16 protein-coding genes are annotated in these 16,120 nt (G+C 73.6%); 11 read left to right on the forward strand and 5 right to left on the reverse strand.

The window, feature by feature from the left end:
* Positions 1-25: 25 nt before the first annotated feature.
* Positions 26-1,393 carry an extracellular solute-binding protein gene (locus ACRYR2_RS01065; protein WP_432560956.1) on the reverse strand — a complete coding sequence of 456 codons (1,368 nt, stop codon included), beginning with the start codon at positions 1,391-1,393 and terminating at the stop codon, positions 26-28.
* Between the two features lie 262 nt (positions 1,394-1,655).
* Here ACRYR2_RS01065 and ACRYR2_RS01070 point away from each other — a divergent pair, with 262 nt between their 5' ends.
* The 6 genes from ACRYR2_RS01070 (at position 1,656) to ACRYR2_RS01095 (ending at position 8,249) form a co-directional block, all read left to right on the forward strand.
* Positions 1,656-3,449 (forward strand): glycoside hydrolase family 2 protein, encoded by a 1,794-nt coding sequence (locus tag ACRYR2_RS01070; protein WP_432561135.1) that lies wholly within the window; start codon positions 1,656-1,658, stop codon positions 3,447-3,449.
* A gap of 5 nt (positions 3,450-3,454) precedes the next feature.
* Positions 3,455-4,195 carry a protein kinase family protein gene (locus tag ACRYR2_RS01075; protein ID WP_432560957.1) on the forward strand — a complete coding sequence of 247 codons (741 nt, stop codon included), beginning with the start codon at positions 3,455-3,457 and terminating at the stop codon, positions 4,193-4,195.
* A 21-nt stretch (positions 4,196-4,216) separates the two neighbouring features.
* Positions 4,217-5,140, forward strand: a complete 924-nt coding sequence (locus tag ACRYR2_RS01080) for a PfkB family carbohydrate kinase (RefSeq protein ID WP_432560958.1) — start codon at positions 4,217-4,219, stop codon at positions 5,138-5,140.
* Positions 5,141-5,255: 115 nt separating this feature from the next.
* Positions 5,256-6,665 carry a CAP domain-containing protein gene (locus tag ACRYR2_RS01085; protein ID WP_432560959.1) on the forward strand — a complete coding sequence of 470 codons (1,410 nt, stop codon included), beginning with the start codon at positions 5,256-5,258 and terminating at the stop codon, positions 6,663-6,665.
* Between the two features lie 109 nt (positions 6,666-6,774).
* On the forward strand, positions 6,775-7,830 hold the full coding sequence (locus ACRYR2_RS01090; protein WP_432560960.1) for an aldo/keto reductase: 1,056 nt from the start codon (positions 6,775-6,777) through the stop codon (positions 7,828-7,830).
* Between the two features lie 95 nt (positions 7,831-7,925).
* Positions 7,926-8,249 (forward strand): ANTAR domain-containing protein, encoded by a 324-nt coding sequence (locus tag ACRYR2_RS01095; protein WP_432560961.1) that lies wholly within the window; start codon positions 7,926-7,928, stop codon positions 8,247-8,249.
* 22 nt (positions 8,250-8,271) lie between these two features.
* On the opposite strand, the gene ACRYR2_RS01100 is transcribed toward ACRYR2_RS01095, so the two are convergent.
* Positions 8,272-9,054: an endonuclease/exonuclease/phosphatase family protein gene (locus ACRYR2_RS01100; RefSeq protein ID WP_432560962.1), complete on the reverse strand. Its 783-nt coding sequence runs from the start codon at positions 9,052-9,054 to the stop codon at positions 8,272-8,274.
* A 36-nt stretch (positions 9,055-9,090) separates the two neighbouring features.
* Here ACRYR2_RS01100 and ACRYR2_RS01105 point away from each other — a divergent pair, with 36 nt between their 5' ends.
* Complete coding sequence (locus ACRYR2_RS01105; protein WP_432560963.1) at positions 9,091-9,672, forward strand: nucleotidyltransferase family protein; 582 nt, start codon at positions 9,091-9,093, stop codon at positions 9,670-9,672.
* On the opposite strand, the gene ACRYR2_RS01110 is transcribed toward ACRYR2_RS01105, so the two are convergent.
* Positions 9,663-10,418, reverse strand: a complete 756-nt coding sequence (locus ACRYR2_RS01110; RefSeq protein WP_432560964.1) for a GAF and ANTAR domain-containing protein — start codon at positions 10,416-10,418, stop codon at positions 9,663-9,665. The two genes, ACRYR2_RS01105 and ACRYR2_RS01110, sit on opposite strands and share 10 nt — an antisense overlap.
* A gap of 63 nt (positions 10,419-10,481) precedes the next feature.
* The gene (locus ACRYR2_RS01115) at positions 10,482-10,739 is read right to left on the reverse strand and encodes a hypothetical protein (RefSeq protein WP_432560965.1); all 258 of its coding nucleotides are present in this window, start codon (positions 10,737-10,739) and stop codon (positions 10,482-10,484) included.
* Positions 10,740-10,958: 219 nt separating this feature from the next.
* Between ACRYR2_RS01115 and ACRYR2_RS01120 the strand changes: the two genes are divergently transcribed.
* Genes ACRYR2_RS01120 through ACRYR2_RS01135 form a run of 4 tightly spaced genes read left to right on the forward strand, consistent with a single transcriptional unit; the run spans position 10,959 to position 15,233 of the window.
* Entirely contained in the window at positions 10,959-11,576 is a 618-nt protein-coding gene (locus ACRYR2_RS01120) for a biliverdin-producing heme oxygenase (protein ID WP_432560966.1), read from the forward strand.
* Complete coding sequence (locus ACRYR2_RS01125; protein WP_432560967.1) at positions 11,573-13,825, forward strand: SpoIIE family protein phosphatase; 2,253 nt, start codon at positions 11,573-11,575, stop codon at positions 13,823-13,825. Before ACRYR2_RS01120 ends, ACRYR2_RS01125 begins: the two co-directional genes overlap by 4 nt.
* Complete coding sequence (locus tag ACRYR2_RS01130; protein ID WP_432560968.1) at positions 13,822-14,880, forward strand: DUF4037 domain-containing protein; 1,059 nt, start codon at positions 13,822-13,824, stop codon at positions 14,878-14,880. Before ACRYR2_RS01125 ends, ACRYR2_RS01130 begins: the two co-directional genes overlap by 4 nt.
* Positions 14,877-15,233, forward strand: coding sequence for a hypothetical protein (locus ACRYR2_RS01135; RefSeq protein WP_432560969.1), 357 nt, complete (start codon positions 14,877-14,879; stop codon positions 15,231-15,233). The genes ACRYR2_RS01130 and ACRYR2_RS01135 overlap by 4 nt, the downstream gene beginning before the upstream one ends.
* Here the strand turns inward: ACRYR2_RS01135 and ACRYR2_RS01140 are convergent.
* Entirely contained in the window at positions 15,211-16,116 is a 906-nt protein-coding gene (locus ACRYR2_RS01140) for a hypothetical protein (protein ID WP_432560970.1), read from the reverse strand. The genes ACRYR2_RS01135 and ACRYR2_RS01140 overlap by 23 nt on opposite strands.
* Positions 16,117-16,120 lie beyond the last annotated feature (4 nt).

The raw sequence follows: 16,120 nt of genomic DNA on the forward strand, positions 1-16,120 counted from the left end.
CTCGGGGCGGGGGTCGGTCGCGCGCTCACAGCGGGTTCGCCGTCCGTGCGTAGGTCTCCAGTTGGGAGCGGATGCTGGCCACGGCCGCCTCCGGCGTCGAGAGCCCCTGCTGGACGAGGCCGATCTGCGAGCCGGTGACGGTCTCGAAGTTCGATCCCGAGCCGGAGTACCACGCCGCCGGGTCGTAGGAGGCGTACGTGGCGGTCTCGGCGTAGTCCGCCTGCGGTTCGAGGTTGGCGTACTCCTCGCTCTCGAAGATCGGCAGGTAGGTCGGGACGTGACCACCCTCGGCCCACGTCATGCCCTGTTCGAGCAGGGAGTGGATGAAGCCCATGGCCCGTTCGAGCTGGTCGGCGTCGCGCTCCATGCGGGGCAGGATGAACGCGTGCGAGTCGGCGTGCGCCGCGGGGTTCTCGTACAGCTGGGGGAAGGCCGCCATGCTGAAGTTGAGGCCCTCGATGCTCTGCAGCGTCGTGATCTCCCACTCGCCGTTCATGAAGAACGCGGACTCGCCCTGCGACAGCAGGGTCTCGGCCCCGGGGGTGTCGACGACGCGGGGCATGAGCTCGGTCTCGGTCCAGCGCTGGATCGCCGCGAGCGTGTCGATCATGAGCTCGTCGTTCATGGTGATCTCCTGGCCCTCGTCGCTCATGAGCGGCGTGGCGCCTTCGCGCTGGCTGTAGACGGTGTTGACGAACCGCCAGCTGTTCGAGTCGTCGGCCACCGACGCCGTGGCGGCGCCGTAGCGACCCGTCGTCTCCTTGGCGGCCGTCAGCGCGGCCTCCCAGGCCTCCAGGCCCTCGATGGGCAGCAGCTTGCCGTCGGGGCCGAGCAGGCCGGCCTGCTGGCAGACGTCGGTGTTGTAGAAGAGCACCCACGGGTGGGTGTCCATCGGGATGGCGTAGGACTGTCCCTCGAACTGCCCGGCCTCCCAGGCGGTCTGGGTGAAGTCGGCCGAGGACAGGCCGACGAGTCCCAGCATCTCCTCGGTGATGGGTTCGAGCAGGCCCGCCGCGGCCAGGTTGGTCGCCCGCGTGAGGTGGGCGACGGCGACGTCCGGCGGCTTGTTCCCGAGGGTGGCCAGCGACACCTTGGTGTAGTAGGGGTTCCCCCAGGCGAAGGTCGCCGCGACCAGGGAGTCGGCGCTGCCCTGCTGGCGGCGGTACTCGTCGAGCATGAGCAGCAGGCGGGCCCCGTCGCCGCCGCCGAAGAGGTTCCAGAAGGTGACCGTCCCGGGGTTCAGCTGGGTTCCCGCCAGCCCGGCGGCCACGGGGGATCCGCAGCCGGCGGCGCCGGCCACCAGGCCCAGACCACCGGTGGCCAGGCCACCGCGCAGGAGGTTGCGCCGGCTGAACGCACCCGGCCCTCGGGGTGTCGGGGGATGACTTTTCACGCGTGTCCGTCCCTGCCGTCGTTGGCGGTCGATGTCCACTGGTCGTGGCCACGGCTGACCAGGAACGGCTCTGTCCCGGTCAGTGGGGTGGAAAGTAGCACGCGTTTGCAACGCTGCATAGACTCGCGGCCCGCGCCGCTTTGCAACGATGCACAGCTGTTGCCCGGGGAGCCCGGGACAGGCAGAGTGGACGCGCACGCACGCCGTCGACGAGGAGGAGCACGTGCCCGACACCCCCCGCCCGGAGTACCCGCGGCCTTCCATGGTCCGCACCGACTGGGTCAACCTCAACGGCACCTGGGAGTTCGAGGTGGACGCCGGTGACTCCGGCCTCGAGCGCGGGGTGCGCGACCGCGCCCTCGGCGGGACCATCACCGTCCCGTTCGCCCCGGAGTCCGAGCTGTCCGGCGTCGCGAACACCGACTTCATGCCCGCCGTCTGGTACCGGCGTGAGGTCGAGATCCCCGCCGGCTGGGCCGGCCGCCGCACGCTGCTGCACTTCGGCGCCGTCGACCACGACGCCACCGTCTGGGTCGACGGGCAGGAGGTCGTCCGCCACCGCGGCGGGTTCACCCCCTTCACCGCCGACCTCGGCCACCGCACGGGCACCGTCACCGTCGTCGTGCGCGCGCGCGACGACCGCTACGGCCCGCAGGCCCGCGGCAAGCAGTCCACGCGCTACGACAACTACGAGTGCCTCTACACGCGCACCACCGGGATCTGGCAGACGGTGTGGGCCGAGCCCGTGGCCGACGTCAGCCTGGGCCGTCCGCGGATCACCCCGGACGTGGCGGGCTCGACGTTCCACCTCGAACAGCCGCTGCGGCGCAGCCACACCGGAGCCGTCGGCGACCGGGCGGGCTGGACCCTCAGCGCCTCGGTGCGCGACGCCGCCGGTGAGGTCGCCTCGGCCACCGTGCGCGCCGACCTCGACCTGTCGCCGCGGCTGACCCTGCCCGTCCCGGAGGACCGGGTGCGGCTGTGGGGGCCGCAGGACCCGCACCTGTACGACGTGACGATCACCCTGACCGACGCGGCGGGGAACGTCGTCGACACCGTGGAGACGTACGCCGGGCTGCGCTCGGTGAGCATCGACGGCAAGGCCGTCCTGCTCAACGGCCGGCCGGTGTTCCAGCGGCTCGTGCTGGACCAGGGGTACTACCCCGACGGCCTGATGACGGCGCCGACCGACGAGGCCCTGCGGCGCGACATCGAGCTGTCCCTGGCGGCCGGCTTCAACGGCGCACGGCTGCACCAGAAGGTCTTCGAGGAGCGGTTCCTCCACCACGCCGACCGGCTCGGCTACCTCGTGTGGGGCGAGTTCGGCGACTGGGGTGCGATCGAGGAGGGATCGGCGCACCGCGGGGAGCACCAGCAGCCGACGTCGAACTTCGTCTCGCAGTGGCTCGAGGAACTCGAACGCGACTACTCCCACCCCTCGATCGTCGGCTGGTGCGGGCTGAACGAGACCCGCCAGGACCTCACCGACCGCGGGCAGGTCCTCGACGACGTGACCCGCGCGATGTTCCTGGCCGCCAAGGCCATGGACACCTCCCGGCCGGTGCTGGACGCCTCGGGGTACTCCCACCGCGTCCTGGAGACGGACGTGTGGGACTCGCACAACTACACCCAGGACCCGGCGCAGTTCGCCCAGGAGATGTCGGGCCTGGCCGAGGGGCGTCCGGACACGAACTACGGCGCCCGTGGTGAGACCTGGTCGCTGCCGTACCAGGGGCAGCCGTGGTTCTGCTCCGAGTTCGGCGGGATCTGGTGGCGGCCGGACACCGCGGCCAGCAACCCCGAGGTCGACCGGGGCGCCACGTCGTCGTGGGGTTACGGCGAACCGCCGCGCACCGAGGAGGAGTTCCACCACCGCTTCGAGGGCCTGACCGGTGTGCTGCTGAACGACCCGCTGATGTTCGGCTACTGCTACACGCAGCTGACCGACGTGTTCCAGGAGCAGAACGGGGTCTACTCCTTCGACCGCTCCGACAAGCTCGACGTCGCGCGCGTGCGGGCGGCGCAGCAACGGCCGGCGGCGATCGAGAAGGGCTGACCGGGGTGGGCGTCCTGGGCGTCGAACGCGCGTTCACCGTGTTCGGCGCCCAGGACTCCGGCTGTCCGTCCTGGGGTGTGGAGCACGCCGGGCAGCGGTGGTTCGTCAAGACCGCGGTGCGGCCCGAGGCGCGGGCCGGGCTGGCGCGGGTCGCAGCCCTCCACGCCGTCGTGCGGCACACGGCGATCGTGCCGCTGGCGCACGTGCTCGACGGGACGGACGGCCCGACGCTGGTGTACCCGTGGTGCGAAGGGCAGGTGCTGAACCGCGCCACCACCTCGGGATCGGACCGGGCGGCCCTGGCGGATTTCCAGCGGTTGCCGGTGGGGCAGGTCCGGGCCGCGCTGGACCAGGTGCTCGACGCCCACCTCGCGGTCGCCGCAGCCGGCTGGGTCACGTGCGACCTGTACGACGGGTGCTTCCTGTACGACGCGGACGCCGGGCGCATGCACCTGGTCGATCTCGACGAGTACCGGCCGGGACCGTTCGTGCTGAACTCGGGACGGTTGCCGGGCTCGGAACGCTACATGGCGCCCGAGGAGTTCCGCCCGGGGGCGCGCATCGACCAGCGGACCAGTGTCTTCGCCCTGGGGCGGGCGGCGTTCCACCTGCTGGACGGCCCGGGCGGGTGGCGCGGTACCGCGGCGCAGCACGGAGTCGTGGAACGGGCGACACGGCCGGAGCAGGTAGCGCGGTACGCGGGTGTGGCGGAGTTCGTCGCGGCCTGGCGCGCCGCGTCGGGCTGAGGCGCCTGGGAAGGTGGAGGCGTGGCTGCGGTGGACGTCGTCGTCGTGGGGCAGGTGGCCCGTGACCTGGTGGTCGGCGTCGACGAGGTGCCCGCCGCCGGCGGTGCGACCGCCGTCCGGCACCGGTGGGAGGGACTGGGCGGCAAGGGGGCCAACCAGGCGGTGGCCGCCGCCCAGCTGGGGGCCCGGGTGGCGCTGGTGGGCGTGGTCGGCGACGACGAGCCCGGTCGCGCGGTGCTGCAGCAGGCCGCGGCCGACGGCCTGGACACCGGTGGCGTCGTGCGGCGACCGGGTGCGGTGACCGCACTGCTCGTCGACCTCGTGACCGACGGGGGTTCCCGGCGCCTCCTGGAGGACGTGGCCGAGGACGTCCTGCTGCGGCCGGCCGACCTCGACGGTGCTGCGCGGCTGATCGCCTCGGCGCGCGCGGTGCTCGTGCAGCTGCAGCAGCCGGCCGCGGCCGTGCGTGCTGCCCTGCGGCTGTGCCGGGAGGCGCCCGCGATCGTGGTCGTGGACGGCGCCCCCGACGATCCGGCGGTGCGCGAGGAGGTCCTGGCGAGAGCCACCGTGGTGCGCGCCGACGCCCACGAGGCCGAACTGCTCGTCGGCCGGGAGCTGGACGGCGTGCAGGCCGTGGAGCGGGCGGCACGCGAGCTGGTGACCGCCGGGCCGCGCCTGGTCGTGCTGGCCGCCGGTGCGCAGGGGGAGGTGGTGGCCTGGCCGGGCGGATCGGCGGTGCTGCCGCTGGTGCCGGTGCCGGTGGCCGACCCGACCGGTGGGGGCGACACCCTCACGGCTGCTCTGACGGTGGCCCTGTTGCGGGGTGACGAGCCGGAGCGGGCGGTGCGGTGGGCCTCGGCCGCGGCGGCGCTGACCGTGCAGCGCCTCGGCGGGCGGCCGGCTCTGGACCACGCAGCCGTCGAGGAGCTGGTCCGGCGGGCCTGAGCGCAGGCGGGACCGCCGCCGGCCGGACGTCACGCAGCGTCATCTAGAAGCACCCGGTCGGGGGTTACCCGACCGGGCTCTGTCGTCACCCGGCTGCCGCGACGATCCCCTCAGGGTGAACAGGACCCGTCTCCTCGCGCCCCTGCTGGCCGCCGCCGTCGTGCTGCCCTGCGCCGGGGTCGCGCAGCTCGCGACCGCCGCCCCGGCGGCGGCCGCGGTCCAGGTCCTGCAGCCGGTGGTGCCCGCCGCGGTCCAGCAGCAGCAGATCCTCGACGGGCTCAACCGCGAGCGCGCGAAGGTGGGTGCCGCGCCGGTCACCCTCGACCCCACGCTCGAGGTCGTCGCCCAGGACTGGGCCGACGTGCTGGGGCAGGGCGACGGCATGAAGCACAACCCGAACCTGGGGACGCTGCTGTCGGACTTCCCGCAGTGGGGCGAGATCGTCGCCACGGCCGACATGGGCAACCCCGACACCAAGGGCCTGGAGAACGGCGACCTCGCCGTGCAGACCTGGATGAACTCCGACCCGCACCGCGCCGTGCTGCAGGACGGCAAGTACACCAGCGTCGGGATCGGGCTGGTCTACACGACGCTGTGGTCGGGGAACCGCACGGTGTGGCGTTCGTACTGGGTCGCCGACTTCGGCACCGCGCGCCGCACCCCGCTGGTCGCGCAGAACGCCGACGGCTCCAGGAGCTACGCCGGGATCCCCGTCAAGGGCGCGATCGGCCAGGCCTACGGTGCGGCCGGTGCGAACACCGGGTTCCTCGGCCTGCCGATGGGCCGGGAATTCGGGCCGTTGCGCGGCGGGGGGTACGGCCAGCACTTCGCCGGCGGTTCGATCTACTGGAGCGCGGCCAGCGGCGCGCAGGTGGTGCGCGGGGCGATCCGCGACCGCTGGGCCGCCGCCGGCTGGGAGAACTCCTCGCTGGGTTACCCCACGGGCGCCGAGTTCGGGATCCGCGGCGGTCTGGTGCAGCGCTTCCAGGGCGGGGCGGTGTACTGGTCCACCGCGACCGGCGCGCAGGCGGTCACCGGTCCCGTCCTCGACGTCTACGGTCAGAACGGCTGGGAGAACGGCCTCCTGGGCCTGCCGACGACCAGCGTCACCGGTCTGGCCACGGGGTCCTACGCGCACTTCCAGAACGGTTCGGTCTACTCCAGCGCGGCCGGGACGCACGTCGTCGCCGGCGCGGTCCGCACGGCCTGGGCCGCGCAGGGCTGGGAGAACGGGGTTCTGGGCTACCCCGGTTCGCGGCAGTTCGGCGGGCTCGCGGGGGGCGGGTCGGGCCAGCACTTCACGGGCGGTTCGGTGTACTCCTCGCCCGCGTCGGGCACGCACGTCGTGCCCACCGTCGTCCGCGACGCCTGGGCCGCGCAGGGCTGGGAGAACGGGGCGCTGGGGTACCCCGTCTCCGACCTGCGCGACGGTGTCCAGGACTTCCAGGGCGGAACCGTCACCGTGCGCGAGGGGAAGGCGAACGTGGAGCTGCGCCAGGTGGTGCGGGTCACCCGGTCCCGGTAGTCGCACGGTGCCGGCCAGGACGAGGTGAGCGGCTCCTCCGCCCGCCGCCCGGGGAGATGCCGGAACTCGTCGAGCACCGGCAGCAGCACAGGCGGTAGCTTGCGGGACCATGGAGTACCGACGACTCGGACGGTCGGGGCTGCGCGTCTCGACGATCACCATGGGAACGATGACGTTCGGCGGCAAGGGGGGTTTCTCCGCCGTCGGCAACACCGACGTCGCGCAGGCGCGACGGCAGGTCGACCTGGCCCTGGACGCCGGCGTGAACCTGATCGACACCGCCGACATGTACTCGGACGGTCTGAGCGAGGAGATCACCGGCGAGGTCCTGCAGGGCCGCTACGACGACGTCCTCATCGCCACGAAGGCCCGCATGGTCGTGGGCCCGGGGCCCAACGACGGCGGCGCCTCGCGCTACCACCTCGTGCGCTCGGCCGAACGCAGCCTGAAGCGCCTGCGCACCGACCACATCGACCTCTACCAGATCCACGAGTGGGACGGGCAGACCCCGTTGGAGGAGACCCTCGAGGCCCTGGACACCCTCGTCCGCTCCGGCAAGGTCCGCTACGTCGGGGTCTCCAACTACACCGGCTGGCAGCTCATGAAGGCGCTGGCGACCTCCGACGCCCACGGCTACCAGCGGTACGTGTCCCAGCAGATCCACTACACCCTGCAGGCCCGCGACGCCGAGGACGAACTCGTTCCGCTCAGCCTGGACCAGGACCTGGGCATCCTCGTCTGGAGCCCGCTCGCCGGCGGCCTGCTGTCCGGCAAGTACCGCCGCGACGCCTCGGCGCCGGAGGGTTCGCGGCACCTGGGGGACTGGAGCGAGCCGCCCGTGCACGACGAGGGCAAGCTCTACGACGTCGTCGACGTCCTGGTGGAGGTCGGCGCGGCGCACGGGGTCTCCGCCGCCCAGGTCGCCCTCGCCTGGCTGCTGGGGCGGCCCGGGGTGACGTCGCTGGTCGTCGGCGCCCGCACCGAGGAGCAGCTCGCCGACAACCTCGCCGCGGCCGACCTCGTCCTGTCCGGCGACGAACGTGCCCGGCTGGACGCCGTCAGCGCCGTGCCGTTGCGGTACCCGCACTGGCACCAGGCGGCCACCGCGAAGGACCGGCTGTCGGCGGCCGACCTCACGCTGCTGGCTCCGCACCTCCCGTCGTAGAATCTTCGTCGGTTTCGCTCCGCCCAGACCTCGCTGCGCGAACCGTCACCTGCCGACCGGTAGGAGATCGGCCCCCACCGGAGGACGCAACGAGGATGCAGGACGGTACCCGCCAGCACGTCGACGGGATCGACGCCGTCGACGGCGCGCACGAGGACACCGAGGGCATGCGTGCCGAGCTGGCCCAGCTGCGCACGGCCCTGACGCGCCGCCCCGTCATCGACATGGCCAAGGGGGCGATCATGGCGTTGACGCGCTGCGACGAGGACACGGCCTTCCGCCAGCTCTCGGAGGTCTCGCAGACGCACAACGTCAAGCTCTACGACCTGGCGACCGCGCTGCTGGCCGACCTGCAGCGCGACGAACCGGGCACCTCCACGGCCGACCGCCTGGTGCAGCGCAACTGGACGCGCCGGTGAGCCAGGGCCCGTCGGACACGCCCTAGGCGAACCGCACGTCGACGGTCAGGGCCCGGTGGTCCGACAGCGGCATCCGCCGGGCCTGCGCCGACGTCACCCGGACGGCGTCCGCGCCGTGGCCACCGACCAGGACGTGGTCGAGCTGGCGGTCCGGTGCGTCGATCGGGAACGTGGGGGCCTGCACCAGCGGACGCATCCGGCTGGTGCGGGCCACCGCGGCCGTCTCCAGGTTCAGGTCGCCCATGAGCACCACCGGGCCGGGTGCCTCGCCCAGGGACCGGCACAGCCGGCGCAGCTGCCAGCTGTTCCAGCCCGGCAGGAACGACAGGTGGGTGCCGGCCACCGTGACGCACACGCCGCTGTCGGGATCGGTCAGCCGGGCCACGACCGCCACCCGCGGTTCGTCGCGCACCAGCTTGGGGCGGCGCTGACCGGGGAAGACCACCGGCACCGTCCACGGCACCGTCGGCAGCCGCACGACCTCCCAGCCGCTGACCGGCACGCGTGAGAGCAGGGAGACGCCGTACGCGGCCGACTCCGGGTGCTCGGTGCCGGTGGCGGCCATCCACGTCGCCCCCGGGGTCCCGGCCAGCGCCGCCACGAAGCGGTGCTCGGGCGCACCCAGTGCCGCGGCGGCCACCGCGGTCAGGTCGGCCCGCGCCGAACGCTCCTGGCCCCGGTCCACCTCCTGCAGGGCGATGACGTCGGCGTCGAGGGAGGCGATGGCCGAGGCGAACCGGCCGATGTCCACGGAGTCGTCGTCCAGCGACCGACCGTGCAGGATGTTGAACGTGGCGAACCGCACAGATCAAGATTGCCCGTTCGGCTCGAAGGAGGCGCGGTGAGCGTCGACGCGGGCGTCAACGTGACCGCATCGACCCCCGAGCAGCAACGGACCGCCCTCAAACGCGTCGCCGTCGCCCTCAAGGAGTCCGGCGCCCCGTTCGCCCTGGCGGGCGGGTACGCCGCGTGGGTGCACGGTGCCCCCGAACCCGTGCACGACGTGGACTTCGTGGTGGCCCGCGACGACGTCGAGCAGGTCCTGGACCACCTGCGCACCGCAGGCTTCCGGATCGAGCAGCCGCCCGAGGACTGGCTGGTCAAGGTCGACACCGACGGCTGCCTGGTGGACCTGCTGCACCGCAGCGCCGGCGCGGCGGTCGACCGGACCCTGCTCTCGCGCGCGGAGGGGCACGAGGTGCTCTCGGTCGAGATGCCGGTCCTGTCGGCCACCGACGTCGTCGTCGCCAAGCTGTGCGCGTTCGACGAGCACACCTGCAACTTCGCCCCGCCCCTGCGGGTCTGCCGCAGCATCCGGGAGGCCGTGGACTGGGACGCCGTGCGCGAGCAGACGGCCGATCGGCCCTTCGCACGGGCCTTCGTCTACCTGCTGGAGCAGCTGGACGTCGTTCCTCAGCGCTGACCCGCGGGCTCCTGGCGTGCCGGTTCCCCGTGCTTCCCGGGTTCCTCGTGCAGCGTCCCCACGACCTCGAGGGCGACGTCGCGCAACCGGCGGCGCTCGGCCCGGGCCTGCGCGCGCAGCCGGTCGAAGGCGTCGTCGGGGTGGATGCGGTGCCGTTCGGCCAGGACCCCCTTGGCCTGCTCGAGGACGACGCGGCTGTCCAGCGCCTCCTGCAGCTGCTCGCGGACCCGGTCCCCCTCGGCGCTCTGCAGCAGCTGGCTGATGCCGACGGCGCCGAAACCCGCCATGGCGTGCGCGACGTCGGCCTCGGCGGTGGAGAAGGCGCCCTCGCGGTCGCGGAACAGGTTCAGCGCCCCGATGGTCCGCCCCGCCAGGTGCACCGGCACGGTGTGCACCGCGACGATGCCCGCAGCGGCCGCCAGCTCGGCGAACCGCGGCCACCGCCGGCGCAGGTCCTCGGCGTCGGGGGAGGCCGTCGGCGCACCGGTGCGGTAGCAGTCCAGGCAGGGACCCTCCTCCTCCTGCAGCTGGAACAGCTCCACGGTGCGCACCTCGTCCGAGGTCGCGGCCAGCAGCTGCAGGGCGCCGCGGGAGTCCTCCACCAGCAGCCCCACGGCGCTCGCGGTCAGCACCCGGGCGCAGTGGCGCACCAGGCGGTGGGCCAGGTCCAGGGGTTCCCCGCGCTCGGCCAGCACCCGCGCGACGTCCGCCACGGCGGCGGCCACCGCATCAGCTCGTACCTCCACGACAACCCCTTCCGGTCGACCCGTGCAGCCTGCCAGGCCGTAGCCGGACCGGGCGCCCGCGGGTCAGCCCAGGAACGTGGCGGGGTCGGGACCGGCGCGCCGTGGCAACCTGCGCGCCGCGGGGCGGCAGCGCTGCTCGAGCGCCGTGATCCGGGCGGCGTTGCGGGCCAGGGCCTCGTCCGCGGGGTGCGCGCCGGTCGCGTCGGCGATGAGCTGCCAGCGCTCCTCGTAGGCGGCGCGCAGGTCCTCCAGGGGCCGTTCGCGCAGGTCCAGCACGGTCGGAGGGACGGTCTGCGTCGGGGGAGCGGTCGTGCGCAACACGGTGACCTCGTCGTCTGGGAGTCGTCGGGGAGTCGTCGGAACCCGCGTGGCTCGCCTCTGGACCACCTGTCGGACAAGCACAGCACCGGGGCCGGGTCCCGGCAAACCGCGCGTGTCGCGGGGCCGGGGCTGTGGCAGGGGCGGCGCAACCGTTAGCGTCGAACGACGCCCGGCACAGCGCTCGCACGGAGACGGCCGGCACCGAGGTGGAGGAGAGAGTTGTCCCAGATGCGGGTCCCGGCACGCCGGCGCGACCCAGACGGCCCGCTCGCCCGGCTGCGGGTGGCGACGGCGCAGGCCCACCACGACCTCGACTCCTCCCTCGGCGTCCTGGACCGGCCCTGGGGCCCCGACCGGCACCGTCGGTGGCTGGGCCTGACGTGGGGGCTGCTCGCCCCGCTGGAACGGACCCTGTCGGCGTTCGCGCTGCGGGAACCCGGCGTGCTGGACCTCGTCTCGCGGGCCCGGGCCGACCTCGCGCTGGCGGACCTGCGCGTGCTGGGCGCCGACGACGCCGAGATCGGCGCGTTGCGCGAGTGCCCGACGGTGCCGGTGGCCACCGACCGGGCCGCGGCCCTCGGCATCAGCTACGTCCTGGACGGCTCGACCCTGGGCGGCGGGCTCATCGCCGGCGCCGTCGTCTCGGCCGGGGTCCCCGTCGAGGCGACCACGTCGCTGACGGGGGCCGAGGGCGCCGGCCGCCGCTGGCGCGAGACGATGGCGGCGATCGAGGCGGCCGGCGAGGCGGCGGTGCCGGGGATGACGGCGGCGGCCGTCGCGACGTTCGCGGCCTACCGCTCGTGGCTGTCCCCCCTCGTGGTGGAGGTGGCCTCGTGAGCGAGGTCAGCCCGTACGTCCCGGTGTACGGGGAGGTCGACCTCACCAACTGCGACCGTGAGCCCATCCACATCCCCGGCGCGATCCAGCCGCACGGTTTCCTGCTGGCGCTCGACCGCGTCACCTCCGAGGTGGTCATCGCCTCCGAGACCACGGCCACCCACCTGGGCCGGCCGGTGCAGGAGGTCCTGGGCCGGCCGCTGCGGGAGGTGCTGGGGGAGCAGCTGGCGGCCGAGGTGCTGGCCGTCGAGGTCTCCGACGCGCTGTCCGAGCCGTTGCGCGCCCGGCTGGACCTCCCGTCGGGGGCGGGCACCGACGTCGACGTGGTGCTGCACCTGTCGGGGGAGCGGCTGGTGGTCGAGGTGGAACCCGCGGGGACGTCCACCGGCGTCTCGCCCGTGTCCTACCGCTCCGCGCGCGCAGCCGTGTCCCGGCTGTCCGAGACGTCGACGCTCGACGAACTGTGCCGGCAGCTGGCGCGGGAGATCCGGCAGCTGACGGGTTTCGACCGCGTCATGGTCTACCGCTTCGACGCGCAGTGGAACGGCGAGGTCGTCGCCGAGGACCGGCGCGAGGACCTCAACGCGTTCCTCGGCCTGCACTACCCGGCCAGTGACATCCCGGCGCAGGCCCGCCGGCTGTACACCGTGAACTGGACCCGGCTCATCGCCGACATCTCCTACGTCCCGTCCCGGTTGCACCCCCTCGTCGACCCGGTGACGTCGGCTCCGCTGGACCTGTCGTTCTCGGTGCTGCGCAGCGTGTCCCCGATCCACGTCGAGTACCTGCGGAACATGGGCGTCACCGCCTCCATGTCGGTCTCGCTGGTGCAGGACGGGGAACTGTGGGGGCTCATCGCCTGCCACCACTACTCCGGAGCGCACCGGCCCTCCTACGACGCCCGGTCGGCGGCGGAGTTCCTCGGCCAGACCGCCTCCCAGCTCATCGCCGGCCGCCAGCGCTCGGACGAACGCGACGACGCCCTGCGCGCGCAGGAACTGCTCGCCGCCGTGGTCGCCGACGTCTCCAGTTCGGGCCGCGACCCGCTGAGCAGTCTCGTCACCGATCCGCGCCTGCTGGAGCTGATGGGGGCCGGTGGGGCCGCGCTGTGGGACGGCACCCGGATGGAGACCATCGGCCGGGTTCCCGGACGCGTTGCGCTGCAACGGATCGCCACGACGCTCGCGCGCGACGACGGAGCTCCCACGTTCACCGACCACCTGGCCTCGTTGCTGCCGCAGCTGGCCGAGTTCGAACGCGAGGCCGCCGGTGCGCTGCGGGTCGGGCTGGGGACGGACCGCTGGCTGCTGTGGGTGCGTCCCGAGCAGGAGGAGGTCGTCGACTGGGGCGGCGACCCGCACAACAAGGAACTCGCCGCGGCCGAGGGGCCCGACGTGCGGCTGAGCCCGCGCAAGAGCTTCGAGAAGTGGCGCGAGGTCGTCCGCGGGCGCAGCATGCCGTGGCAGCGCTGGCACGCCGAGACCGCCGAACGGCTGCGCAACCAGCTGACGTCGATCGTGCTGGGCCGGGCCCGCGACCAGATCGCCATCGCGGAGTCGCTGCAGCGCGCCGTCGTCCTGGACGAGGCGCCGGAGTTCGGCGGCCTGCAGGTGCTGGCGCGCTACCGGCCCGCCGAGGGCAGCCAGCTCGGCGGGGACTGGTGGGACGCGCTGGAACTGCCCGACGGCCGGGTCGCCGTCGTCGTGGGCGACGTCGCCGGGCACGGGGTGCACGCCGCGGCGGCGATGGCCCAGCTGCGCACGGCGCTGCGCGCCTACCTGCTGGAGGGTCACAGTCCCGCGTCCTGCCTGGACCGCCTCGACCACCTCGTCGGGACGTTGTTCAGCGACCACATGGCCACGGCCGTCATCGTCGTGTCCTCCCCCGACCGGCGCACCGTGCGGGTCGCCAGCGCGGGTCACCCGCCGCCGCTGATGGTCACCGCGGACACCTGCGAGGTGCTGCGCGTGCCGCCGCGTCCGTTGCTGGGCATCGGCGCCGGGCAGGCCACCGACGTCGACGTGGAGGTCCCCGACGGGGCGTTCGTGCTGCTGTACAGCGACGGCCTGGTCGAGCGGCGCGGGGTGCCGCTCGACGAGACCATCGAGCAGTTGCGGGCCGCCGCCTGCGACGGCCCGCTCGGGGAGGACGAGGCGGCCCCGGCGGCCTTCGTGGACCGGCTGATGACCGTCGTGCCCGGCGCCGAAGGGGACGACACGACGCTGGTCCTGCTGCGGCGTCGGCCGTGACGGTGTCCGGTGCGGCGCTGGCGCGCGGTTTCCACGTCGAGGTCGTCGACCCGCTGCTGCGCCGGGAGTTCGCGGGCCTGCCGCTGGTCGCGGGCCGGTTCGGGACGGGATCGGACGTCCTGGGGTTCGACGACGACGTCTCGGCCGACCACGACTGGGGTCTGCGGGTCACCGTGCTCGTCCCCTCGCGGGCGGTGGAGGTGTCGCAGGTCCTGGAACGGGAACTGCCCGAGTCGTTCGCCGGGTACCCCGTCCGGTTCCCGCTGACCTCCGACCCCGCACCGCGGCACCGCGTGGAGGTCGCCGTCCTGGACGACTTCGTCCGCGCCCGGCTCGGGGTCGGGGCGGAGCAGGGCTGGACGGTCCGCGACTGGTCGTCCTTCACGGGGCAGGCGGTGCTCGAACTGGTGGCCGGGCCGGTGTTCGCCGACGACGAGGGCCGCTGGCAGCGGCTGCGCGACCGGCTGGCCTGGTACCCCGACGACGTCTGGCGCTACCTCGTCGCCTGCGCGTGGAAGCAGCTGGAGCAGGAACTGCCGTTCGTCGGCCGGACCGGTTCGGTCGGGGACGAGCTCGGGTCGCGGATCGTGGCCGCGCGGCTGGCCGGGGTGGCCGTCCAGCTGGGGCTGCTGCTGGACCGGACCTGGGCGCCGTACTCGAAGTGGGTGGGGTCGGTGTTCGCCGCCGCACCCAGCGGCCGCGTCCTGCCCGACCTGGCGCGCGCCCTGGCGGCGGCGGACTGGCGCGAGCGCGAGAGCGGCCTGTGCGCGGCCCTGGAGGGTCTGCTGCAACGCCAGCACGAGGTGGGCCTCGGGGTCGGCGGGACGGCGACCTGGCGGTTCCACGACCGGCAGTTCCGCGGGGTCGTGGAGGACCTCGCCGACCGGGTGCTGGCCGCGGTGGGTGACCCCGCCGTCCGCGACCTGCCGCTGGGGGTGGGCTCGGTCGGGCAGTGGGTGGACGCGGTCGACGTGCTGGTGCGACCCGGACTGCGCCGCGCTGCGCAGCGGGGAACCACCTGCGCCGTGACGGAGCGGACGGATGTGGTCGTGTGAGCGAGGTGGAGGCCACCCTGCTGGGGCGGATGACGCAGGCGGGGGAGCGGGTGCTGGGCACGCTCGCGTTGAGCGCGGCGTTCCTCGGGGGTTCGGGGGCGCTGGCCGTCGGATCGCGGAACCTGTGGCTGGCCCAGCCCCAGCTGATCGGTGGGCCCGCCGTGGCGTGCGTGCCGTTGGCCGACGTCGGCGCGGTGTCGTCGCGGTCGTCGCGGCGGCGTCGCGGCGCGACGGTGCTGGAACTGCAGCTGGCCGGGCGGACCGTGGAGTTCTCGACCCGGGCCGGCGCGGACGACGTCGAGCAGTTCCTGCGGACCCTGCGGGCCGCGGTCACTCCTGGGCGGGAGTCGTGATCTCCCGGACGCTGACGCGCTGGTACAGCAGGCCCTGGTCGCTCACCCCGTCGCTGCGGAAGTACACGCTCAGGTTGGGCAGGCCGGACTCCGAACCGGGCCGGTCCGGGGACCCGGTCAGCGGCATCATCGGATCGATCCCCTCCGCGCAGGGCACGTCACCGAAGACGTCGCCGTCGTCCACCAGTTCGTTCACCAGCCGCCAGTCGCCGCCCCCGGGGGAGTCGTCCAGGTACAGCTCGAGCTTGACGGCGCCGTCGGGCAGGTCGTAGACGACGAACTTGTAGCCGAGCCAGACGTCCGCGGGCATCCCGTCGGGCCACAGGACGGTTCCGGCCGCCGCCTCGTTCTCGGGGTGGGCGGTCTCCTTCTCGAAGTCCACCATCCCGTCGTACCGCATGCGCGCGCCGTAACCCCGGCTGTCGCAGAGGTCCTCCTCCACGCTTCCCGTCATCCCGTGGTTCGTGCGGGCGACCGCGGTCATCCCGGCGTAGGGAACCCCGGCGTCCGCGCGGCGCATGAAGTACGTGGTGATCTCCACGTTCCGCCACTGCCGTCGCAGGGCCGGGTCCCGGACGTACATGCGGGGCGCGGCGCCGCTGACGGCGAGCCGGCCCTCGGCGGCCTCGTAGGTTCCCGACCCCTCGGTGACGAACCACGGATCGCTGGGGTCGGCCTCGGTGAAACCCCGCGGATCGTTCCACGCGGCGGACCAGCCCATGCCCCCGGGACGGTCCGGGTACAGCTCCTCGACGACTTCCTCGGTGGTCCGGTCGTCGGTGTTCTCGTCGTCGGTGTTCCTGTCGTCGTCGGAGGAACACCCGGCGACCGCCAGCACGAGCGCGGTGAACGCAGCGACGGTCGTTGCCCTGGAGCCACGCACGCGG

The organism is Kineococcus deserti, assembly GCF_050871945.1.
Lineage (GTDB): Bacteria > Actinomycetota > Actinomycetes > Actinomycetales > Kineococcaceae > Kineococcus.

Coding starts and splice junctions, on each gene's coding strand:
- ACRYR2_RS01095 (WP_432560961.1), top strand. CDS start 7,926: ATGCAGGACGGTACCCGCCAGCACGTCGACGGGATCGACGCCGTCGAC.
- ACRYR2_RS01070 (WP_432561135.1), top strand. CDS start 1,656: ATGGTCCGCACCGACTGGGTCAACCTCAACGGCACCTGGGAGTTCGAG.
- ACRYR2_RS01090 (WP_432560960.1), top strand. CDS start 6,775: ATGGAGTACCGACGACTCGGACGGTCGGGGCTGCGCGTCTCGACGATC.